General features: G+C 61.5%; 25 protein-coding genes and 1 tRNA gene. 17 read left to right on the top strand and 9 right to left on the bottom strand.

Going from position 1 to position 21,056, the window contains the following annotated elements; all coding sequences use genetic code 11:
• The first annotated feature begins 140 nt into the window (after positions 1-140).
• The 3 genes from ABIE33_RS04755 to ABIE33_RS04745 all read left to right on the top strand — a co-directional run bounded on the left by ABIE33_RS04755 (position 141) and on the right by ABIE33_RS04745 (position 2,123).
• Positions 141-488, top strand: coding sequence for a RidA family protein (locus ABIE33_RS04755; protein WP_060516475.1), 348 nt, complete (start codon positions 141-143; stop codon positions 486-488).
• A gap of 276 nt (positions 489-764) precedes the next feature.
• A complete protein-coding gene (locus ABIE33_RS04750) occupies positions 765-935 on the top strand; it encodes a hypothetical protein (protein ID WP_429122016.1) in 171 nt (56 codons plus the stop codon).
• 57 nt (positions 936-992) lie between these two features.
• Positions 993-2,123 (top strand): AI-2E family transporter, encoded by a 1,131-nt coding sequence (locus ABIE33_RS04745; RefSeq protein WP_429122014.1) that lies wholly within the window; start codon positions 993-995, stop codon positions 2,121-2,123.
• Positions 2,124-2,142: 19 nt separating this feature from the next.
• Here ABIE33_RS04745 and ABIE33_RS04740 read toward each other — a convergent pair whose 3' ends face one another.
• Positions 2,143-2,940, bottom strand: a complete 798-nt coding sequence (locus tag ABIE33_RS04740; RefSeq protein WP_429122011.1) for a response regulator — start codon at positions 2,938-2,940, stop codon at positions 2,143-2,145.
• A 177-nt stretch (positions 2,941-3,117) separates the two neighbouring features.
• Between ABIE33_RS04740 and ABIE33_RS04735 the strand changes: the two genes are divergently transcribed.
• Positions 3,118-3,324, top strand: coding sequence for a NepR family anti-sigma factor (locus ABIE33_RS04735; protein ID WP_429122009.1), 207 nt, complete (start codon positions 3,118-3,120; stop codon positions 3,322-3,324).
• Positions 3,325-3,382: 58 nt separating this feature from the next.
• Here the strand turns inward: ABIE33_RS04735 and ABIE33_RS04730 are convergent, their stop codons facing one another.
• A complete protein-coding gene (locus ABIE33_RS04730; protein ID WP_173419074.1) occupies positions 3,383-3,631 on the bottom strand; it encodes a glycine zipper domain-containing protein in 249 nt (82 codons plus the stop codon).
• Between the two features lie 531 nt (positions 3,632-4,162).
• On the opposite strand from ABIE33_RS04730, the gene ABIE33_RS04725 reads away from it, so the two are divergent.
• Positions 4,163-4,492: a hypothetical protein gene (locus ABIE33_RS04725; protein WP_429122006.1), complete on the top strand. Its 330-nt coding sequence runs from the start codon at positions 4,163-4,165 to the stop codon at positions 4,490-4,492.
• Between the two features lie 67 nt (positions 4,493-4,559).
• The gene (locus ABIE33_RS04720; RefSeq protein WP_429122003.1) at positions 4,560-4,757 is read left to right on the top strand and encodes a CsbD family protein; all 198 of its coding nucleotides are present in this window, start codon (positions 4,560-4,562) and stop codon (positions 4,755-4,757) included.
• Positions 4,758-4,869: 112 nt separating this feature from the next.
• Here the strand turns inward: ABIE33_RS04720 and ABIE33_RS04715 are convergent, their stop codons facing one another.
• Positions 4,870-5,064 (bottom strand): hypothetical protein, encoded by a 195-nt coding sequence (locus ABIE33_RS04715; protein ID WP_429122000.1) that lies wholly within the window; start codon positions 5,062-5,064, stop codon positions 4,870-4,872.
• 210 nt (positions 5,065-5,274) lie between these two features.
• On the opposite strand from ABIE33_RS04715, the gene ABIE33_RS04710 reads away from it, so the two are divergent.
• The 3 genes from ABIE33_RS04710 (at position 5,275) to ABIE33_RS04700 (ending at position 7,420) form a co-directional block, all read left to right on the top strand.
• Entirely contained in the window at positions 5,275-5,439 is a 165-nt protein-coding gene (locus ABIE33_RS04710) for a DUF1328 domain-containing protein (RefSeq protein WP_037105882.1), read from the top strand.
• 163 nt (positions 5,440-5,602) lie between these two features.
• Positions 5,603-6,106 carry a TIGR00645 family protein gene (locus ABIE33_RS04705; RefSeq protein ID WP_429121997.1) on the top strand — a complete coding sequence of 168 codons (504 nt, stop codon included), beginning with the start codon at positions 5,603-5,605 and terminating at the stop codon, positions 6,104-6,106.
• Between the two features lie 60 nt (positions 6,107-6,166).
• Entirely contained in the window at positions 6,167-7,420 is a 1,254-nt protein-coding gene (locus ABIE33_RS04700; protein ID WP_429121995.1) for an NAD(P)/FAD-dependent oxidoreductase, read from the top strand.
• 169 nt (positions 7,421-7,589) lie between these two features.
• On the opposite strand, the gene ABIE33_RS04695 is transcribed toward ABIE33_RS04700, so the two are convergent.
• Positions 7,590-8,336 carry an SDR family NAD(P)-dependent oxidoreductase gene (locus tag ABIE33_RS04695; protein ID WP_429121993.1) on the bottom strand — a complete coding sequence of 249 codons (747 nt, stop codon included), beginning with the start codon at positions 8,334-8,336 and terminating at the stop codon, positions 7,590-7,592.
• 99 nt (positions 8,337-8,435) lie between these two features.
• On the opposite strand from ABIE33_RS04695, the gene ABIE33_RS04690 reads away from it, so the two are divergent.
• The gene (locus ABIE33_RS04690; RefSeq protein ID WP_429121990.1) at positions 8,436-9,065 is read left to right on the top strand and encodes a TetR/AcrR family transcriptional regulator; all 630 of its coding nucleotides are present in this window, start codon (positions 8,436-8,438) and stop codon (positions 9,063-9,065) included.
• A 189-nt stretch (positions 9,066-9,254) separates the two neighbouring features.
• On the opposite strand, the gene ABIE33_RS04685 is transcribed toward ABIE33_RS04690, so the two are convergent.
• Positions 9,255-9,629 carry a hypothetical protein gene (locus tag ABIE33_RS04685; RefSeq protein ID WP_429121987.1) on the bottom strand — a complete coding sequence of 125 codons (375 nt, stop codon included), beginning with the start codon at positions 9,627-9,629 and terminating at the stop codon, positions 9,255-9,257.
• Between the two features lie 253 nt (positions 9,630-9,882).
• On the opposite strand from ABIE33_RS04685, the gene ABIE33_RS04680 reads away from it, so the two are divergent.
• A complete protein-coding gene (locus ABIE33_RS04680) occupies positions 9,883-11,022 on the top strand; it encodes a fumarylacetoacetate hydrolase family protein (protein ID WP_429121985.1) in 1,140 nt (379 codons plus the stop codon).
• 124 nt (positions 11,023-11,146) lie between these two features.
• Here the strand turns inward: ABIE33_RS04680 and ABIE33_RS04675 are convergent, their stop codons facing one another.
• Complete coding sequence (locus ABIE33_RS04675) at positions 11,147-11,329, bottom strand: YegP family protein (RefSeq protein WP_025426020.1); 183 nt, start codon at positions 11,327-11,329, stop codon at positions 11,147-11,149.
• A gap of 189 nt (positions 11,330-11,518) precedes the next feature.
• Between ABIE33_RS04675 and ABIE33_RS04670 the strand changes: the two genes are divergently transcribed.
• Positions 11,519-12,157: a class I SAM-dependent methyltransferase gene (locus tag ABIE33_RS04670; protein ID WP_429121981.1), complete on the top strand. Its 639-nt coding sequence runs from the start codon at positions 11,519-11,521 to the stop codon at positions 12,155-12,157.
• A gap of 206 nt (positions 12,158-12,363) precedes the next feature.
• Here ABIE33_RS04670 and ABIE33_RS04665 read toward each other — a convergent pair whose 3' ends face one another.
• Complete coding sequence (locus ABIE33_RS04665; protein WP_429121978.1) at positions 12,364-13,170, bottom strand: hypothetical protein; 807 nt, start codon at positions 13,168-13,170, stop codon at positions 12,364-12,366.
• 246 nt (positions 13,171-13,416) lie between these two features.
• Positions 13,417-13,490, bottom strand: a tRNA-Gln gene (locus ABIE33_RS04660).
• Between the two features lie 329 nt (positions 13,491-13,819).
• Here ABIE33_RS04660 and ABIE33_RS04655 point away from each other — a divergent pair.
• The 3 genes from ABIE33_RS04655 (at position 13,820) to ABIE33_RS04645 (ending at position 16,604) form a co-directional block, all read left to right on the top strand.
• Positions 13,820-15,367 carry a Ppx/GppA phosphatase family protein gene (locus ABIE33_RS04655; RefSeq protein WP_429121975.1) on the top strand — a complete coding sequence of 516 codons (1,548 nt, stop codon included), beginning with the start codon at positions 13,820-13,822 and terminating at the stop codon, positions 15,365-15,367.
• Between the two features lie 112 nt (positions 15,368-15,479).
• Positions 15,480-16,217, top strand: coding sequence for an RlmE family RNA methyltransferase (locus ABIE33_RS04650; protein ID WP_429121974.1), 738 nt, complete (start codon positions 15,480-15,482; stop codon positions 16,215-16,217).
• A gap of 3 nt (positions 16,218-16,220) precedes the next feature.
• Positions 16,221-16,604, top strand: coding sequence for a VOC family protein (locus ABIE33_RS04645; protein ID WP_429121971.1), 384 nt, complete (start codon positions 16,221-16,223; stop codon positions 16,602-16,604).
• Between the two features lie 25 nt (positions 16,605-16,629).
• Here ABIE33_RS04645 and ABIE33_RS04640 read toward each other — a convergent pair whose 3' ends face one another.
• A complete protein-coding gene (locus ABIE33_RS04640; protein ID WP_429121968.1) occupies positions 16,630-18,039 on the bottom strand; it encodes a DHA2 family efflux MFS transporter permease subunit in 1,410 nt (469 codons plus the stop codon).
• A 281-nt stretch (positions 18,040-18,320) separates the two neighbouring features.
• On the opposite strand from ABIE33_RS04640, the gene ABIE33_RS04635 reads away from it, so the two are divergent.
• Both ABIE33_RS04635 and guaB read left to right on the top strand, forming a co-directional pair.
• Positions 18,321-19,313, top strand: a complete 993-nt coding sequence (locus ABIE33_RS04635; RefSeq protein ID WP_429121965.1) for an MBL fold metallo-hydrolase — start codon at positions 18,321-18,323, stop codon at positions 19,311-19,313.
• A 194-nt stretch (positions 19,314-19,507) separates the two neighbouring features.
• Complete coding sequence (gene guaB / locus ABIE33_RS04630) at positions 19,508-21,010, top strand: IMP dehydrogenase (protein ID WP_429121961.1); 1,503 nt, start codon at positions 19,508-19,510, stop codon at positions 21,008-21,010.
• The last annotated feature ends 46 nt before the right edge of the window (positions 21,011-21,056 follow it).

The raw sequence follows: 21,056 nt of genomic DNA, 5'->3' as shown, positions 1-21,056 counted from the left end.
AAAGAATTCCCCGGCTTCTTGGCCTTGCCGGGCCGATGGTGTAGAGCTTTCGCGCCGCCATTCACTTCTCGCCTTCCGGCGGCGGGCAGCCGCATTTCGGCCGACCATTCAGCGTTCGGCCCAACTTCAGGAACACGATCATGGAAATCAAGCGTTTCGAAACCGGCCCCCGGATGAGCCAGGCCGTGGTTTACAACAACACTGTCTACCTCGCTGGCCAGGTCGGCAATGCCGGTGACGATGTCGTGACCCAGACGAAGCAGGCGCTTGCCGAAGTCGACCGTCTTCTGGCGCTCGCCGGCACCGACAAGACCCGCATCCTCTCGGCCACCATCTGGCTCGCCGACATGGCCGACTTCCCGAAGATGAACTCGGTCTGGGACGCCTGGGCACCGCAGGGCCACACTCCGGCGCGCGCCACCGGTGAAGCCAAGCTTGCAACGCCGGAATACCTCGTCGAAGTGATCGTCGTCGCAGCCGCCGCCTAAGGCATGTCGCGCAAAAGTGCGCAGCGGTTTTGCGATAACGACATGCGCAAAAACAAGATCTTAAAGTGCAGTAATCGAATCTGAGAGATCGCGCCGCGCTTTAAGCCGCCCAGCGAAGCCGAATGGGCTTCGCGCGACGTTAGGTTTCCGCCGCCGTGCTACACGCACGGCGGCGTTTTCTTTTGTCGTGTCGGTCCCGCCTTCGGGCACCACGCAGGAACCATTCGACAGCCCGCACGTTTACCTCCTGTTCCACAAAAAATGGGAGGGACGTCGATGCTCTACTGGCTGCCGCGGGTCTGTGTGCTTGTTTTTGCAGGTCTACTGATCGGCTTTGGTTTCGTCCCGGACACCGCCACCGATGTGGCGCATACCCTTCTGGTCATTGTTCTCGGTCTTGGACTTCTGTCTCTCACCTTGCATGTGTTTCCGCCCGAACGACACTGAACGATCGGGTCCGCCCGACAAGGCGTAGCGCGTTACAAAAGAAGGCGAGGGACGGCATTGGACACATCCGGCCACACGGCAGCTTACCATAAGCTGAAACGCATTGCCGAAGAGGAGAAGGCGTCCGTCGAGGCGGCGCTGCCGGCCGAGCCGAAGCGGGACGGCATCGATCTGATGGTCGCCTGGAGCATCATCGGCCTCTTCGTCATCGCCGGTTCGGCTGCCGTCTACTCGATGGAAACGATCTTGATGCCAATCACGCTCGCGGTCGTCGTCGGCATCGTGCTCGGCCGTGCAGCCGATAGCCTGGCAAAGTTCGGCCTGCCGCCGATCATGGGTGGGCTGCTGCTGGCACTTTTCTTCGTCCTTGGCCTTGCCTCGGTGGTCAGCGCCTTGCTCGGCCCTCTGACGGAACTGGCGCAGGAGGCGCCGAAGTTGGCGGAGGGGGTTGTCGAGCGCGTGCTGCCCTTCATCGAGCGCTTCGAATGGCTGCGGCAGGCGCTGGTGCGGGGAACCGGCAACGGCGCACTTGCCGACACTGTCATGAAGAACGCTGGCCCGGTTCTTGGAGCTGTCGTCGGCGGGCTGACACCGGCATTGGTCCAGACGTTGATTTTCCTTGCTGCACTCGGGCTTTTCCTGCTCGGGCGCCTGCATCTGCGCAGGACCATCATCCTCGCCTTCACCAGCCGAGAGCAGCGTCTGAGCACGATCCGGACCATGAACGCGATCGAGAACGCGCTCGCGCAATACTTCTCGATTGCCAGCCTGATCTATCTGGCGCTCGGCGTCGTCACCATGGTCATCGCGTTGGTCGGCGGCTTGGCCATGCCACCGCTCTGGGGGCTGCTTGCCTTCGTCTCCAGCTTCATACCCTATCTCGGCGTGACCATGATGACGCTGGCCCTGCTCGGTGGCGGGCTGATGACGCACGAAGCCATCCTCCTGGCGCTGGCGCCGGCTGCAGCGTTCTTCGTCGTTCATCTGGTCATGGAAAATCTGGTGATCCCGTCGATCCTGGGCAACAGGCTCGAGGTCAACCCGTTCCTCGTCTTCGTCGCCATCATCTTCTGGACATGGATGTGGGGCGCGGTCGGCGCCATGTTGGCGTTGCCGTTGTCGCTGATCGCCATGACGATCTTCGAGGAGGTGCGCGAGCAGCAGCCTGAACGGCAGCTGCCAGCGTGATACTTGCGGCGCGTGAGCGTTACCCGCGTGTCGAGCGGGCGTGTTCGTCGAAGAACAGAGCCTGGCTGATCAACGCCTTGACCATATCCGGGTTGAATGGCTTGGTCACGAGGAAGGCGGGCTCGGGCCGCTTGCCTGTCAGCAGCCTCTCGGGGAAGGCGGTGATGAAGATCACCGGTACCGCCGCATCCTTCAGGATCTCGTTGACAGCGTCGATGCCGGAACTGCCGTCGGCCAGTTGTATGTCGGCGAGAACCATCTTCGGCGCCGTCTTGCGGTAAAGATCCAGCGCTTCCTTATGCGTGCGGGCAATGCCGGTCACGCGATGGCCGAGGCTCGTCACCATATCTTCGATATCGAGTGCGATCAGCGGCTCATCCTCGATGATCAGGACTTCGGTTGCCACCTGGCGCGAAATATCTTCCGAAGCCACCGTCAGCAGCTTGGAAAACGCCGCCTGGCTCTGCCCCATGATCTCGGCGGCATCGGCAATCGAGAAACCTTCGACCGAAACGAGCAGAAAAGCCTGCCGTGCCGCGGGCGCGATCAGCGAAAGATTGGCGGCAGCCTGCTGTTCCCAGGCGAATGGAGAGACGTTCTCCGTCCGGTCGATGGAGACCTTCTCGAACAGCGAGCAGAACAGCTTGTAGAGGGAGATCCGGTCGTTGGAACCCTCCGGAAAAAGGCTGATATCCTCGATCAAAGCTTCCAGAACCGCAGCCACATAACCGTCGCCGGCAGCCTGCGAGCCAGTCACGGCGCGGGAGTAACGGCGGAGAAAGGGAAGGTGTGGTGCAATACGGGTCGAAAGTGACATCAAGTACTTCCTTGGGTCTGATCTGATTCGCTTGTTTTCTGAGGACAATGAGCATCCTGCGAAAGACGTGAATGTTTTGAACACGTTTTTCGGCCTATGGGAAGCAGGCAACAGCGACGCGTGCTCAAGGTGGTTCGAGCGCCGTCTGGCTTGGGGATTGTGGGGATGGAGCATCCTGTGGACGAGCGTGGCGTAGGGCTAGAAGAAACGGCGAAGGCTGCGAGAGGCTCAGATCCGAACGGCTTGATCGGCTCGAAGCTGAAAGCGCTCTACCGCGCGATCGAACAGGAGCCGGTGCCCGACCTTTTCATCGATCTTCTGCAAAAACTGGATGACGCCGAGGCGCTGAGCCCTGCCGACGAAAAGGTTCGCCCCGAGCTGTAGGCCCAAGGCATGAGAAACGGGCCGAAGCCCGTTTCCCTGGATCTCTCTGCCTTTCGTCTTAGCAAGCAGCCTCGTAGCGGCGGCCGTAGCGGTCGCGATAGATGCAACGTCCCGGTTCATTGGCATTGCCGATGAGCGCGCCGGCGACACCGCCGACGGCTGCGCCAACTGCAGCGCCTCTGACATTGCCCGTGGCTGCACCGCCGATGATTGCGCCGCCGGTCGCGCCGATCGCCGCGCCCTTCTCCGTTTGCGTGCATGCCGCCAAGGGGAGGATCAGGCTTGCTACGATAAGTATCTTCTTCATGACGCGTTCCTATCCGAGGTTTGCTTCGTTGAACATTGAAGGATGCATTCGACCGAGACCGGTTGCGGGGGACTGAGGACGAACAGAATGACGACAATGAGGCCGTTCGCAAAAGGGAACACCTCTTGCCGGCGCCAGCCCTGAACCGGGCTTGGCGCTTATCTTAACCACCTTTGGATTGCTCGCAACGGGCGGATCTGCACCGCTCATCAATGTCTCCCTTGTGGTATCGCCACGGGTGCGGCGCTTGTTATTGCTGTGGAAACGACGATCACGCCGATTTGTTCCATTGGGCAAATTCTTCCCGGAATCTGTCACCGATCCCGGGTTTTGACGGGTGGCCAGCGGCAATTGCTCTCACGCGCGCCTGTGACCCTGTTTCGTCAGCCGCAACCATCCCACTGGGCATGAAATACCGTGTCGAGTGCTCGCTCCAGCGAAGGCATCGAACGAAATTTGAGTCGGCCCGATGGAACTTCGCGCCGTTCATAACCGTTTGCTGTTGAAGTTTTTGATGGAAGGAGCATGCGGATGGAACATATCGCTGCCATCATGGTCCTCGTCGGTTGCATGCAGGGCGACGCCGCTTGCCGTGAAGTCCCGACACCGGTCGTCGGTTTCGAGACAGTCGAGGAATGTCATGAATTGCTTTCGCCGTCGATCGAGGAGGTCGGCAAGGCGTTCAAGAGCGCCTACGGCAAATGTGCCGAAGTGGATCCGGCCCTTTTCGTAGAGGACGCGACGATCGAGTGGCGGATCACGCCGTCACGCCAGCTCGAAGTCAAGGTGATTGCTGACGAGGGTGCCTATGCCTACGCCATTGCTGCGCGCGCGGACGAAAAGCCGAAATTCCGCAACTGAACCTGTCACTGCGAGGCGCGGCGACCAACGTCGCGCCTATTTTCTTGCTGTGTGAAAGGATGAAAACATGAACTGGGACATCATCCAGGGCAAATGGGCGGAGTTGAAGGGCAAGGCTCAGGCCGAATGGGGCAAGCTGACCAATGACGATCTCGATATCATCGACGGGCGGCGCAAGGAACTGGCCGGCCGTATCCAGGCCCGCTACGGTATCGCCCGCGACGAAGCCGAGCGCCAGATCGACGAGTGGGCTTCCCGCCACTGATAAGCGAACCTGACCGAGCCGAAGGCCCAAAGCAAACGTTGCTGTAGTGATCAACCGTCGCGGGGTTTGCTTCTGGTTTTTGACCCCTTAGCGAAAGAGCGGCACTGCACAACTACCTCTTCGGTTTCGGCTCGGTCTTTTTCAGTTTTTCGAGAAGATTGTTTAAGTTCTGGCTCGGCTTGTCTGTGTTGTGTGCGTAGAGATCACGCATCGTTCGACCGATGTGAAGATTGCTGTCCGGCAGTTCGGTTTTTCGGCGCGCGGTTTCAGCTGCGGACTTCCAAATGTGTGACATTGGCATCTTCATGTCGAACCTGCTTCATTCCTTGAGGGAACAACGTAGGACTATCAGGAAGGTTCCTGGCGAATTTCGTCTCGGCCGTGCCAAATCGAGACTGTTTTGACGATCGTGGTTAACAGGAAGTTTCGATCCTTTCCTTCATGCTTTGGGCTGGGTTGGAACAAAATAGGCAGTTATGACGTTTCATTTCCAGCGACGCATACAAGGAGATATCCTATGCTTTACTACGCACTCGTCTTTCTGGTAGTGGCAATCATCGCTGGTGTACTTGGTTTTGGCGGTATTGCTGGTGCTTCAGCAGGTATTGCGCAGATCCTGTTCTTCCTGTTCCTCGCCTTCCTGGTGATCTCGCTGGTTGCGGGGCTGATGCGCAGAACCTGATCCAGGCGCTGATCCGCTTGATGAAATCAACAAGGGACGAACGTCGAAAGACTTCGTCCCTTTCGCATGTCGCGATGCTCCGGTTACATCCCTTGCCCTCCCAGGTGTGCTTGGCTATTCATGCCAAAACGGATCTGACGCGCACCAAAGGAATGCGGAACACATGAAATCGCTGGAGCTCCTCGTAGAACGGATCATCCTGTCCAGTCGCTGGCTGCTGGTCATTTTCTATCTCGGACTAGTTGCAGCGCTGGCGCTCTACGGCGTTTCGTTCATGTACAAGTTCCTGAAGATCGCCAGCATGGTCTTCGTCTACGACGATGCCCAGATGATCCTGTCGATGCTCGGACTGATCGACGCCGCCCTGGTGGCGAGCCTGATCGTCATGGTGATGATCTCCGGATACGAGAACTTCGTCAGCCGCTTCGACGAGGCTGATGCCGAGGTTTCCTTCCTTGGCAAGCTGGATGCCGGCAGCCTGAAGATCAAGGTCGCATCGTCGATCGTCGCGATCTCGTCGATCCACCTTCTGCAGATCTTCCTCAACACCCTGCAATATACCAGCCAGCAGCTGATGTGGGCGACGATCATGCATCTTGCTTTCGTGGTGTCGGCGGTTCTGCTCGGTTACCTCGAGCAGATCATGAATGGGCTGAAAAAGAAGTAGCGTGGACCGAGCGGCGTGCATCGCTGCTGATGGTCCGATCGAGTAGCGGGGCACCTGCACATGAAGACTGACGTAGTGGTTCTCGGCGCCGGCATCGTCGGCATATCGACCGCCATCCATCTGGCGCGGCGTGGCAAGTCGGTGGTGCTGCTCGATCGTCGCGGCGCAGGCGAAGAGACGTCCTACGGCAATGCTGGTCTGATCCAGCGCGAAGGCGTGTTTCCTTACGGTTTCCCGCATGATTTCGGGGCACTGTTCCGCTACGCGCTGAACAATACCATCGACGCGCACTACCATGTTCGCGCCCTGCCGGGACTTGTGCCGTTCCTGGCGCGCTACTGGTGGCATTCGGGTTTCACCCAGCACCAGCGCATCGCCCACATGTATGCGCCGCTGATCGAAAACTCGATTGCCGAGCATGAGGATCTCATCAATGCCTCCGGCGCGGGCGACCTGATCCGCAAGGACGGCTGGATGAAGGTCTTCCGCACCGAGAAGGAGCGCGACGCCGCCTACAAGGATGCAGAGAAACTGTCGACCGGTTTCGGCGTCAATCACCAGAAGCTCTCGACCAGCGAGTTGAAGACGATTGAGCCTTCGATCAGGGCCGATCTCGTCGGCGGCCTGCGCTGGAGCGATCCCTGGTCGATCCGCGATCCGCACAGCCTCAACAAGGCCTATCTCACCTATTTCCATTCGCTTGGCGGCCGGCTGGTTTCCGGGGATGCGGCAACGGTGGAACACATCCTCGAAGGTCCGGGCTGGCGGGTGGCGACGCCCGAAGGCCCGCTCGAGGCGCATGAGGTCGTCGTCGCGCTTGGGCCCTGGGCCGATACCGTGACGCGCAAGCTCGGCTACCACTTCCCGCTTGCCGTCAAGCGCGGCTACCACATGCATTACGGCATGCAGGAAGGCGCCCAGCTCAACAACTGGGTGCTGGATGCCGAGAAGGGCTATTTCCTGGCGCCGATGCTGCGCGGCATCCGCCTGACGACGGGCGCGGAATTTGCCTGGCGCGACGCGCCGAAGACGCCGGTGCAGCTGACCCGCGCCGAGCGTGTGGCGCGCGAGTTCTTCCCGCTGGCCGAACGCCGCGACGAAGAACCGTGGATGGGCGCTCGCCCCTGCACGCCTGATATGATGCCGATCATTGGTAAGGCCCCGCGTCACCAGGGCCTGTGGTTCGCCTTCGGTCATGCCCATCATGGTATGACGCTCGGGCCCGTCACCGGCCGGGCGCTGGCCGAAGCCATGACCGGCGAGAAGACGGTGATCGACATTGCCCCTTATCGTCCGGAGCGCTTCTTCTCCTGATCGTTTATCCGATCGCCAAAGAGGCCGGCAGCATCGCTTCCGGCCTCTTCTGTATTTGGTCGCCGGCTAGAGCGTTTCCGGTTCAGGCGCGGGGCACGGAAACGCTCTATCTCTTTGTTTTTACGCATTTCCTGACGGAAAACCGCCTCGCACTTTTCCTGTCGATGCTCTAGGCGTTGGTGCCGCCGTCGATGGTGAATTCGGTGCCGGTCACGCCCTGCGCCTCGGGCCCGGCAAGCCAGGCGACGAGGCTCGCCACTTCGCTGGCATCGTTGAACCGCGGGATCGCCATCAGGCCGCGTTGCGGATCCGCATGCTCGCCGTCCTGCGGGTTCATGTCGGTATTGGTCGAGCCCGGATGGACGATGTTGACGGTGATGCTCTTCGGCCCCAGGTCGCGCGCGACCGCCTTGGTGAAGCCGACGAGCGCCGACTTGCTGAGCGCATAGAGGCTGATGTCCTGAAAGGGAACGCGCTGCGCCAGATTGCTGCCGATCGAAACGATGCGCCCACCTTCCGGCATATGTCTTGCCGCAGCGCTTGTGGCCAGCACCACCGCCTTCACATTGATGTCGACCGTGCGGTCGAAATCCTCCGCGGTCACGTCCGTAATGGCGGCTGCTTCATAAATACCGGCGTTGTTGACGAGAATGTCGATGCGGCCGTGCCGCTCGACGACCGTCTTGACGGCGGCCTCCACCGCGCTGGCATCCCGATTGTCGGCGCGAACGGCGAGCGCCTGGCCGCCCGCCCGCTCGATTTCGGTAACCAGCGCATCGGCTTTAGCCTGTGACTGACCGTAGGTGATGGTGACTATGGCGCCCTCACTTGCCAGCCGCCTGGCAATCGCCGCACCAATGCCGCGTCCGCCGCCTGTCACCAACGCTACCTTGTTTCTCAGATTCGACACGCTCACGCTCCATATGTGTAGTGATCGATACATATATACGTGGCGACTTGCCTCGCGCTGTCAAGTCATTTATGTATTGATCGATACAAAAAAGGAGTTCATGCGATGTCCAGCCGTGGCCGGCCGCGCAATTTCTCACGCGAGGAAGCGCTGAGTAGCGCGATGGAAATCTTCTGGGACAGGGGGTTCGACAACACTTCGCTTGCCGATCTGACGCGGGTGATGGGGCTCAATCCGCCGAGCCTCTACGCCGCCTTCGGCAGCAAGGCGAAGCTTTTCCTGGAGGCCGTTGACCTTTATGGCAGGACCGATGGCGCCGGCATTTGGGAATTTCTCGACAGCGCGCCGACGGCAAGGGAGGCGGTGCACGACCTATTGCGTCGGTCGGCCGAGAATTTCACCCAAGGGGCCGAGCCACGCGGCTGCATGGTCGTGCTCTCGGCCCCGCAGATGGAGGGGGGCGACGCGGCGGTGTGCGATGGCCTGAAAGCCCGACGGCTGGAAAAGCAGACGGCATTGCAGCACCGTCTGGAGCGAGGGGTGATGGAAGGCGATCTTCCCGCGGGAACTGACTGCGACGCGATTGCCGCCTACGTCACGTCGATCCAGCACGGAATGTCGATCCATGCGCGCGACGGTGCATCGCGCCAGACCTTGATGGCGATTGCCGACTGTTGTGCTGCGGGGTGGGATGCGGTGGTCAAAGCGGCGTCGACGCAGAGGGCTCAAGGGTGATGTTGGCGTCGACGCCGCCTTGAGGGCGTCGGTTCAACCAGCCTGTTCTTCAGGTAGCGTTTGGCCGCATTTGCTCCTGGCGTCTCTCGGAGGCTGTCGCGGACCGCTTGATGTCATCGCGAAGGACGCAAGGCGAGGCCTTTGCCGGAAGGGTTACTTCCGGCAAAGGCAAGCATGAGGACAGAGCCGTTACTGCGCCGGTGCCGGCTGCGTCGTTCCGTTCGTCGCCGGCGGGGTCGTGCCCTGCTGCGGCGTCGTTTCCGGGGCGGTCATCGTTCCGCCTGAGGGAGCGGTGGTCGTATCCGTTGCCGGCGGTGTCGCCGTCTGGCCGGTTGTCGACTGGTCGGTCGTGGCCGGTGGCTTTGCCGTCTCGGCCGAATCCCGCGTCAGTTCTGCTGGGAGCCAGGCGATCAGCGCGAGCACGAGGCCGGCAAGCAGGATGATGACGAGCGGCCAGCTACTGCGCCCCGAACGGACCGGCGCCGGATCTGTCGGCATGGGCGTCGGCTGACCTGTCACCGGGTCGATGAGCGGCTTTTCCTTAAACTCTTCACGTTGATTCATCGCGTTCACATCCTTTCTGGGCGTCCTCCGGCCTAGAGGCTTGCTGGCCGGAACGGCCTCGGCAATGGCAGTGGGCCGGGTTGTGCGGTTGCAGACTAACGTTGCGAACCTCGCATGCTCGACTGGACGCGCTCTGCAACAGAAAACGCGCGAAAACTTGCAATGTTCCATCGGGTACAACCGGCCATGATCGAGTGCGCTTTACAGCCCGCTGTTTTCGCTGCAAGAAAGTCGTCTCTCTGAGGGAGCGATCATGACGCTTGAGGCATACGGAAGCGGAACCTTTGTCGGGCGCGTCTGGCGACCTGATATCGATGGACCGGCGCTCGTGACCGTCAGGGATGGCGCGATTGTCGACATCACCTCGAAACTGGCGCCCACCATGCGCGACCTGTTGGAGCTTCCCGACCCCGTCGCCCATATCCATCAACTGGTTGGCGAACGGCTCGCGTCGGTGACGGACGTGCTCACCGGAGAGCGTAAGAGGTCGACCGTTCGCCTGCTTGCGCCCTGTGACCTTCAGGCCGTGAAGGCCTGTGGCGTCACCTTTGCGCGTTCGATGATCGAACGCGTCATCGAAGAGAGGGCGGCCGGCGATGCCGCCCGAGCCGAGGCGATCCGCGCGCGCGTCACTGCCGTGATCGGCGACAGCCTGCGAAACCTGAAGGCCGGTTCGCCGGAGGCTGCCCGCGTCAAGGCCGCGCTGATCGAGGAGGGTGTCTGGTCGCAATATCTCGAGGTCGGAATCGGCCCGGACGCGGAAGTTTTCACCAAGGCGCAGGTGTTGTCCTCGGTTGGTTGGGGCGCCGATGTCGGCCTTCATCCCATCTCGCGCTGGAACAATCCGGAACCGGAAATCGTGCTGGCCGTTGCCTCTGACGGCGCCGTCAAGGGAGCGACACTCGGCAACGACGTCAACCTGCGCGACGTCGAGGGCCGGTCCGCTCTGCTTCTCGGCAAGGCGAAGGACAACAATGCCTCCTGTGCGATCGGTCCCTTCATCCGCCTGTTCGATGAGACCTACACGATCGACCATGTGCGCAGGGCCGAACTCGAGTTGCTGGTCGAGGGCGCCGATGGCTACCGCCTGAAGGGAACGAGCAGCATGGCGGAGATCAGTCGCAACCCGCTTGACCTCGTCGCCCAGACGATCGGGCCACACCATCAATATCCCGACGGGCTGATGCTGTTCATGGGCACATTGTTTGCCCCGGTCGAAGACCGCGACCAGAAGGGGCAGGGCTTCACCCACAAGATTGGCGATGTGGTGACGATTTCAAATGCTGAACTCGGTAGTCTGACCAACGTGGTGCGCCTGTCGACGGATTGCCCGCCCTGGACGTTCGGCATGGCCGCGCTGATGCGCAATCTCGCCAGCCGTGGTCTGATTTAGGCTCGCCGTAGCCGCGGCTCATTCAGCCGGAAACAACTGCCCAGATTGCGCGCTTGGCAAGGTGCCCCACCTTCAAGGAAAAGGCCCGCCGATCCTCATCGGCGGGCCTCTCATGTGAATTTAGTCAAGCCTGGCTGTTGTCTTCAACAGGGGCGTTCGGTCCGTTTTTCTTGATCGAATCGATGGCGTTCTGAGCGCTTGCCTTGCTCGAATAGCCTTCGGTCGAAAACATCACTTCGCTGTTGTATTTGAAGCGAACCCGATATTCGCCGGCCTTATCTTTGTAGATCTCGAACTTATGAGCCATGTGCCCTCCCGTGTGTAACCATGAATCACGCAGGGACTAGCGTGGCAGTTGCAAGCGGCGTTGACAAGGTGTCGGCGGTCTCATTCAAATCTACACGTCCGCTTCACCCGACCTTGATCCTCGCATGGTCGATGGGGCAATTCTTGGCACATCGGCCCGGCGCCCGCATTGGAAAGGCAAAAACTCACCATGAGCACGGAGGCAGACGCCCGCTTCTGGAACCGGAGTTCGCGGAAATACGCCATGGGCAAGATTGCCGATCGGGCCGGATATGAGCGCACGCTGGAGCGAACCCGTGCTCTGTTGAGGTCAAGCGACCGGGCTCTGGAGCTTGGCTGCGGAACAGGAACAACGGCGCTCCGGCTCGCGAGCCATGCGCACAGCTATCTTGCGACGGATATTTCTACCGGAATGATCGCGGTTGCCGAAGAAAAACGCGCCGCCGACCCTATCCCGGAGCTAACCTTCCGGGTCGCAACCGCCGAGGCGCTGACGCCCGAAGAAACGCAGTTCGACGTCATCATGGGGTTCAACTATCTCCATCTCGTCCGCGACTTGGCGGGCACGCTGGGCCACATTCACGCCCTGCTGGTGCCGCAAGGTCTGTTCATTTCCAAGACGCCCTGCGTCGGGGACATGAACCCGCTCATTCGGCTGGCGCTGCTACCTGCGATGCGCGCGCTCCGGATGGCGCCCTATGCCGGCATCTTCAGGGCGGCGGACTTGGGTCGGATCATCCATACCGCCGATTTCGACGTGCTTGCCACGGAAAACCACGCAACCAAGGGCAACGACCACCGTCCCTATATCGTCGCGCGCAAGAGATGATGTGGCGGGCCACCGCGGCGGCGTTCGTGACGATCTGCGATGTCGACCTTTGCTAGCCTGATCATCGCCGCATGTCTGCGGGCAGGCCACGCGTCGTAGACATTCAGCGCGACCGCACCGGTGTCCGTGGAAAGTCGCGGTGATGTTCGGCATCCGATCTGTCGGCGCACAACGATGCGGCGACCATGTGCCCACACGTCTTGCGATCAAAACGACCGGCTGTTGTTGGACCAGGTCGGTCCAAAACGCTCTTCGTCCTTGATGCTGTTCGAGCCGTAGGAGAATCGCAGGCCGCCGAAGATCGTGCTGCTGTCGCCTGACACCGACGAGCCGAAACCGGAAACCTCCTCGTCGGCGTATTTGTAGCCGCCGAATAATGTGACCGGGAAGGATTCCGGGCGATAGTTGGCCGTCAGCTTCAGGCTGCGGATATCGTAGTCGATGCCGCTGTCGGTAATGCGGTCGAGCGCGCCGTCGAGATCGAAGCGCACATTGTCGGTCGCGTAGACGCGGGCGCCGAGCGCGGCCATGTAATGGTCTGCGTGGAACCCTTCCCATCTCGCCTGGCCGTAGCCGGCTGCACCGTGGATGGTCCATGTGTCCTGGAAATAGGCGCCCTCGATGCCGCCCATATAATCGTTGATGTGGCTGTCGAAGCCTGCATCGAGACGCGCCGCTTGCACGAACACACCTGCCGCATAGAGGTTGTCCCGGTAATAACCATGCAAGGCGCCGTTATACGTATTCGTGTTCGCATTCTCGATCGAGGCGCGGGCGTAGCCGAGATCAGTCTGGAGATTGAAGCCGCCACCCGCATCGAAGTTGACGGCCCCGCGCAGCGCCCAGGCGTCGGCATCGATATCACCGGGTGAGTCGATGACGCTTCCATAGGCCCCTTCGATATATCCCGTCACGCCCAGCGATGACTGTTCGACCGGCGCTTCATAATAGTCGTCTGCCCCGATCAGTGGCCCGTCGATATCGGCGGCCGCTGCAAGCGGTGCACTCGACAAGAGAGGTGCACTCGACAAAAGAAAAACAAGAAAACCGCTTGTCCGAAACATCTGCCCACCCCTTTGGAAACCCTACCAAAGAGTAAGTAGACATCGTTAATGCAATCTAAAGGCGTATTTGATTGCTGCGCATAAGGTACGGCGCCTCGACCGAGCCAGAATCGCTCGAAAGAGGCGACCAAGCGTGTGAGCGCTACAGTCGTCGAAGCGGCCATGCGACTGAATTTGTTTGTGAAAAAAGAAATTTGGCTGGGGAACCTGGATTCGAACCAGGACTAACGGAGTCAGAGTCCGTGGGTCTACCGTTAACCTATTCCCCAAAGCCGCCGTCGGGGCGAAGCCCGTCGGGTTGGTTGGCGGGCTTATAAACAAATCGGCGGCCGATGCAAATACCTTTTGAAAAAAAAATCGCAGATGCGGTGACGATGATCTCCTCCGGCGGCGATGTGAGCAGGCCGGTGAACCCGCAACCGGTTCTGTCTGCGGGCGTTGGGCAGGGGAGGGGTGCGCGGCCCCTTTGTTGTGCACAAGCCGTTTCTCAAAAAAAGTTTGGCGAATGGGGGCGGCACTGGTACAGTCGCCCCAACGAAAAATCGAGAAAGCGCCTTGAGCGGCCGAAAGGCTTTGCGCGGCGCGATGGTTGAGACAAGTGAAAGACCCCGATCACGGCGAAAAGCCGTCCGAATCCGGGGCGTCGGCAGCAGGCCATAGCGATGGACACAAGATGGGTCCGCGCAACGGCAAGGGCAAGCGGAAACGGCGCAAGTCGTCTGCTTTGCCGTCTGCAATTGCCAGCCAACCCGGCGGTGCCGGTGTGGCAGGGCGTCCCGCAGGACCAGACGATGCGGAACCGGCGCGCAAGCGCAAACGGCGTCGTCGTTCGAAATCCGCAAAACAGCAGGCTCAGGCCGCACCCGTATCCGCGGGTGGTCGCGACGTGCAGCTTGTCGACCCGGCCATGGGCGACAGGAAGGGGCACAAGCATAACAAGAAGGTGCGGCATCGCCGCGGCATTCAGGGACGGCCACTCACCTCGGGCGAGCGGCAGCAGACGCAATCGCGCGCCAACGACGGTGCAACCGCGTCGAGGCCCGGGGCGCCTCAGCCCGGCGGTCAGGCTGGCCCGCGCGCCGACCACCCGCGTGCACCCTTCCTCGCCGCCAGCGAGCCGCCGGCGCCGCTTTATGCGGCATTGGATCTCGGCACCAACAATTGCCGCCTGCTGATCGCGCAGCCGACCCGCCCCGGCCAATTCCGGGTTGTCGACGCCTTCTCGCGCATCGTCAGGCTCGGCGAGGGGCTGGGTGCCAGCGGCCGGTTGTCCGACGACGCGATGGACCGCGCCGTCGAGGCGCTAAAGGTCTGCGCCACCAAGCTGGGTGGACGTTTGATTCGCCGCCGCCGGCTGATCGCCACCGAAGCTGCCCGCGCCGCCGAAAACGGTGAGACCTTCCTTGAGCGCGTGGCCAAGGAAACGGGGCTTGAGCTCGAGATCATCAACCGCGAGACCGAGGCGCGGCTTGCCGTGTCGGGCTGCTCGTCGCTGGTCGATCGCGAAACGAGGTCGGTCGTGCTGTTCGATATCGGCGGCGGCTCCTCGGAGATCGCTGTCATCCGCATCGGCGACAACAGATCCAACCGGCTTGCCAATCACATCACTCACTGGACCTCGCTGCCGGTCGGCGTCGTGACCCTTTCCGAGCGCCATGGTGGCGAGCATGTCACTCCCGCAAGCTTCGAAGCCATGGTTCAGGAAGTCGAGGGCATGCTGTCGCGTTTTGACAGCCCGCCGGTCGAGGCGCTGGCAACGGGCATTGCCGGCAGCGGCTTCCACCTGATCGGCACGTCCGGCACGGTGACCACGCTTGCCGGCGTCCACCTGGATCTGCCGCGCTATGATCGCCGCCGCGTCGACGGGCTCTGGCTTTCCGACGACGAAGTTTCCGCCATGCAGGCGCGGCTGCTTTCATGGGATTTTGACGCACGGGCGGCAAACCCCTGCATCGGCCCTGATCGCGCCGATCTGGTTTTGGCAGGTTGCGCGATCCTCGAAGCGATCCGTCGCCGCTGGCCGTCGACGCGCATGCGGGTCGCCGATCGAGGGCTTCGCGAAGGTCTGCTCACCGACATGATGGCGGACGACGGCGCCTGGCGGCGCTCTCGGCCACGCCGGCACCAGCGCAGCTCAACCACATAATTCCTTCAATCGGAAACCGATTTAGGCAATTGTGCGATAACATCTGCAGATGCGGCAGCGCTAGCGCGCCCGAAGGAATGTGCGGCAGTAGCCGCCACGAAGGAAACAAGGCATGACGAAACCTCCTGTTGGCGGCAACCGCAGCGGCCGAAAGCTTGGCCAGAAGGTCAAGAAGGGCAAGCTCAAGGCTTCGTCCCGTCGCTGGATCGAGCGCCATATCAACGATCCCTATGTCCAGCGGGCCCAGCTCGAAGGCTACCGGGCGCGTGCCGCCTTCAAGCTGCTGGAGATCGACGAGAAGCACAAGATCCTCAATGGCGCCCGTCGCATCATCGACCTCGGTGCAGCGCCCGGCAGCTGGTCGCAGATCGCCGCCAAGGTGACCAACTCGACGGATACCGATCCGCGTGTTGCGGCGATCGACTTCCTGGAAATGGATCCGCTGCCGGGCGTTCGCATCCTGCAGATGGATTTCCTCGATCCGCAGGCACCCGAAAAGCTGATGGAAGCGATCGGCGGCACGCCGGATCTGGTCATCTCCGACATGGCGGCGCCGACGACGGGGCACCGACAGACGGACCATTTCCGCACCATGCATCTCTGCGAAGTCGCGGCCCATTTTGCCGTCGACGTTCTCGCCGAGGGCGGGCATTTCCTCGCAAAAACCTTCCAGGGCGGCACCGAGCGCGATCTGCTCAACATGCTCAAGCAGAACTTCCGCCAGGTCATTCACATCAAGCCCGCCTCCTCGCGCGCCGAATCGGTGGAAATGTTCCTGCTCGCCAAGGGCTTCAAGGGACGCCGCGCCACCGACACCGACGAACCGGCGGAAGACGAGGCGGCGGATTAAGCCATGCTGCTTTATGTGACGGTCGGTACCAACGATCTTGACGGCGCGGGCGCGTTTTACGACCCGGTGCTGGCGACGCTCGGATACCGTCGCCAGCGGCAGGACGAGACCGAAATCGGCTACAGTGCCGATGGTGATATCAGGTGCCGGTTCTGGGTGGTGACACCCTTCAACGGCAAGCCGGCGACCTTCGGCAACGGGGCGACGATCGCGCTCGTTGCCGAAACACGGGCAGCTGTCGATGCTTTCCACGCGGCAGCCCTTGCCCAGGGCGGCATCGACGAGGGAGCGCCGGGCCTGCGCCCATTCCACGCCCATTTCTATGGCGCCTGGGTGCGTGATCTCGACGGCAACAAGCTGTCGGCAGTCTGCGAACGGCCGGAATAGCTCTTACCAACCTGCGCTGGCACTATTACTTTCCGGCCGTCGTTTCGATTTCGCGCCCGGGCAGCCTGTGTCCGGAGACCGAGGCGCCGGCATTCTTCGCCATCGTCAGGAACGGGATTGCCGCCAGAATGTTGGCGATCGCGATGATCATGAAGGCGGTGTGGAAGTTGTCGAGTTGCAGCGGCCCGCCGCGGAGCGACGTCTCGATTTCAAGGATCGCGCCGGCAACGGCAACGCCGAGCGCCAGGCTGATCTGCTGCAACACCGCGCTCATCGACGTTGCCTTGCTGGCATCGGCATCGTCGATATCGGCAAAGGACAGTGCGTTGACGCTGGTGAAGAAGAACGAGCGGGCAAAGCCGGCGATCAGCAGAATGGTGATCATGACGAGATAGGGCGTAGCCGGCGTGAAGAAGCCGTTGGCGAAGGTGGTGACCGCAGCAATGATGGCGGCGATGATCAGCGTCGTGCGGAAGCCGGCGAAGGCGAGCACGCGGCGCGCATAGAACTTGGTGGTGATCGCACCGACCGCGCCGATGAAGGTGATCATGCCGGACTGGAACGGGTTGAGCCCGAAGCCGACCTGCAGCATCAGCGGCATTAGGAAGGGCACGGCACCGACGGAAATCCGGAACACCGTGCCGCCGATCTGGGCAGCGCGAAACGCGCTGTCGTGAAACAGTTTGAGGTCAAGCACCGGGTGGGGATGGCGCCGGGCATGGGCGATATAGAGCAGCGTGGCGATCACGCCCGTTATGACCGAACCGATGCCGATGATCGGTGGCAGCGCCGGTAGGCTGATGACCGACAGGCCGAAGACGACGCCGGATGCGGCGATGCCGCCGAGCAGGAAACCGACAATGTCGACCGGCGGCGGATTGCGCGGCTCCATCTCCGGCAGGTAGATGCCGGAGAGGATATAGCCGGCGATGCCGACGGGCACGTTGATCAGGAAGATCCAGTGCCATGAGAAATAGGTGGTGATGAAGCCGCCGAGCGGTGGGCCGGCGAGCGGTCCGACCAGTGCCGGGATCGTCAAGAGCGCCATCGCCGAGACGAGTTCGCTGCGCGGCGCACTGCGCACCAGCACGAGGCGGGCGACCGGCGTCATCATCGCGCCGCCCATGCCCTGCAGGAACCGCGACAGAACGAAAGCCAGCAGGCTGTTGGAGATGGCGCAGAGGATCGATCCGGCGATAAAGACGAGGATCGCTGCGCGGAAAATCTTCTTGGCGCCGAAGCGGTCGGCCATCCAGCCGCTCAAGGGAATGAAGACCGCCAGCGCCACCATGTAGGAGGTGAGCGCCAGCTTGAGTGTGATCGGCCCGACGCCGATATCGCGGGCGATGGCCGGCAGCGACGTGGAAATGACGGTGGAATCCATCTGCTCCATGAAGAGCGCGACGGCAAGGATCATCGGGACGATACGGTTCATGCGAATTTGCCTTGGGGTGGGCGGCGTCAGCTTGGCTCCAAGCTAGCGCTTCCGATGGCTTTGTCGGGACCAAACCGACGATTGCAGATCAAAAGCCTGTGATCCCGCCTGTCCATTGCTGTCAAGACGCTACTGCATGTTTCCTTAAATCGTATTCGATTTAAGGATAAAAACATGCAGCAATTCAAAGTGCTACAGCGACCTTTGCGCGTCTAATAAGACGCGCGGCGCCGTAGTTCTGGCCGAGTGATGGAACGAAGCCGCAATTTCGAGAGAAAATGATGACGAGTGAGATGTCGATGAAGCGCCGCACCTTGATGACGGCGGGGACAATTGGTGTATTGGCGGCGCCCTCGATCATGGCGGGGTCAGCCGCAGCGCAGGAAAAAACGGACAACCGCGAAATGCAAGCAGCACAGCCGCCCATCCGGGCTCTCAAACTCGGCGCGTTCAAGGTCGTTGTCATCAGCGACGGCACGCGCGTCATGGCAAAGCCGCACGAAACCTACGGCACCAACCAGTCGGAACAGGCCGTAGCCGATCTGCTGGCCCAGAATTTTCTTCCAACCGACGCGCTCCTCAACAGCTATTCGCCTGTTCTTGTCGATACCGGCACCGAGGTGATCCTGTTCGACACCGGTCTGGGCGAAGCCGGGCGCGAAGCGGGTTCCGGCCGCCTCATCGAAGGTATCCGTGCGGCTGGCTATGCACCCGAGCAGGTTTCCATGGTGGTGCTGACGCATATGCACGGCGACCATATCGGTGGCCTGATGGAGGGCGGCAAGCCGGCCTTTGAAAATGCCCGCTACATCATCGGCGAGGCCGAATACTCCTTCTGGAAGGATCCGGCCCGGGTCGGCACGCCGGCCGAGGGTGGCCACAAGGGCGTGCTGGAAAAGGTGGTGCCGCTTACCGAAAAGGCGACATTCATCGGCGACGGCGCAGAGGTTGCGCCGGGCATTTCGGCGATGGCCGCCTTCGGCCACTCGCCCGGCCACATGGTGTTCCGTCTCGAATCGGCCGGCAAGGCGATGATGCTGACGGCCGACACCGCCAACCATTATGTCCTGTCGCTGCAGCGGCCGGACTGGGAGGTGCGTTTCGACATGGATAAGGCTGCCGCCGCCGCCTCGCGCCGCAAGGTCTTCGATATGATCGCCAGCGAAAGGTCGCCCTTCATCGGCTATCACATGCCGTTCCCGGCCGTCGGTTTCGTCGAAGTGCAGGATCAGGGCTATCGCTTCGTGCCGGCGAGCTATCAGCTCGATATCTGAGCTTAAGACAGCCAAAAATGTTGCCCTGCAACAACAATGGGTGAGGCCCGGGACATTTCCCGGGCTTTGCTATTTTCATCCTGACATATCCGTGTTACGAGCCCTCGCCAACTTCCAAGACAAGCTTTGAAGTCACCCGGTGGGCAAATCGCAGCCCGTTTCCCGGGGATTTTCGTTATTGAAGGGAATTGGCCATGGCGCGTATCATCGAAACGGCAACCGGTCTGGAGGCTCTGACCTTCGACGACGTTCTGCTCCAGCCCGGGCATTCCGAAGTCATGCCGGGACAGACGAACATCTCGACCCGCATCGCGCAGGATATCGACCTCAACCTCCCGATCCTGTCCTCGGCCATGGATACCGTGACCGAAGGACGTCTGGCGATCGCCATGGCCCAGGCCGGTGGCATCGGCGTCATCCACCGCAACCTGACGCCGGTCGAGCAGGCCGAAGAGGTTCGCCAGGTCAAGAAGTTCGAAAGCGGCATGGTCGTCAATCCGGTGACCATCGGTCCCGATGGGACGCTGGCGGACGCCCTCGGTCTGATGAAGATTCATGGCATCTCTGGTATCCCGGTTGTCGAAAACGGCGGTAACGGCGGCCAGAAGCAGGGCCGTCTCGTCGGTATCCTCACCAACCGCGACGTGCGTTTCGCCTCCGATCCGAACCAGAAGATCTACGAGTTGATGACGCGTGAAAACCTCATCACCGTTAAGGAAAGCGTTGACCAGCAGGAAGCCAAGCGCCTGCTGCATATGCACCGCATCGAAAAGCTGCTGGTCGTCGACGGCGAGGGCCGTTGCGTCGGCCTCATCACGGTCAAGGACATCGAGAAGTCGCAGCTGAACCCCAACGCTTCCAAGGATGCGCAGGGCCGTCTTCGCGCCGCCGCCGCCATCTCCGTCGGCGATGACGGCTTCGAGCGCGCCGAACGGCTGATCGACGCCGGCGTCGACCTCATCGTCGTCGATACCGCACACGGCCATTCGCAGCGTGTTCTCGATGCGGTCACCCGCGTCAAGACGCTGTCGAACTCGGTTCGCATCATGGCCGGCAACGTCGCGACCGCTGACGGCACCCGGGCGTTGATCGACGCCGGTGCCGATGCGGTCAAGGTCGGCATCGGCCCGGGCTCGATCTGCACCACGCGGATCGTTGCAGGTGTCGGCGTTCCGCAGCTGGCCGCGATCATGGCTGCCGTCGAAGCGGCTCAGGCGTCGAACATTCCTGTCATTGCCGACGGTGGCATCAAGTTTTCGGGCGACCTTGCCAAGGCGATCGCTGCAGGCGCTTCCGCCGTCATGGTCGGCTCGCTGCTTGCCGGCACCGACGAAAGCCCCGGCGAAGTGTTCCTCTACCAGGGCCGCTCGTTCAAGGCCTATCGCGGCATGGGTTCCGTCGGCGCAATGGCGCGCGGCTCGGCCGACCGCTATTTCCAGGCCGAAGTCCGCGACACGCTGAAGCTCGTGCCGGAAGGCATCGAAGGCCAGGTGCCTTACAAGGGCCCGGTCTCCGGCGTCCTGCATCAGCTCGCTGGTGGTCTCAAGGCGTCGATGGGCTATGTCGGCGGCGCGACGATCAAGGACTATCAGGAACGCGCCACCTTCGTGCGCATCTCCGGCGCCGGCCTTCGTGAAAGCCACGCGCATGATGTCACTATCACCCGTGAAAGCCCGAACTATCCGGGCTCGCACTAAGCTTCTTCACGGGGGCGCCTTCTGGCGCCCCCGTTTTTTTCCTAAT

The organism is Ensifer sp. 4252, assembly GCF_050434565.1.
In the GTDB taxonomy this organism is placed as follows: domain Bacteria; phylum Pseudomonadota; class Alphaproteobacteria; order Rhizobiales; family Rhizobiaceae; genus Ensifer.
Note: the sequence above shows the minus strand (reverse complement) of the source record. Positions and strands in the feature narration are given on the sequence as shown.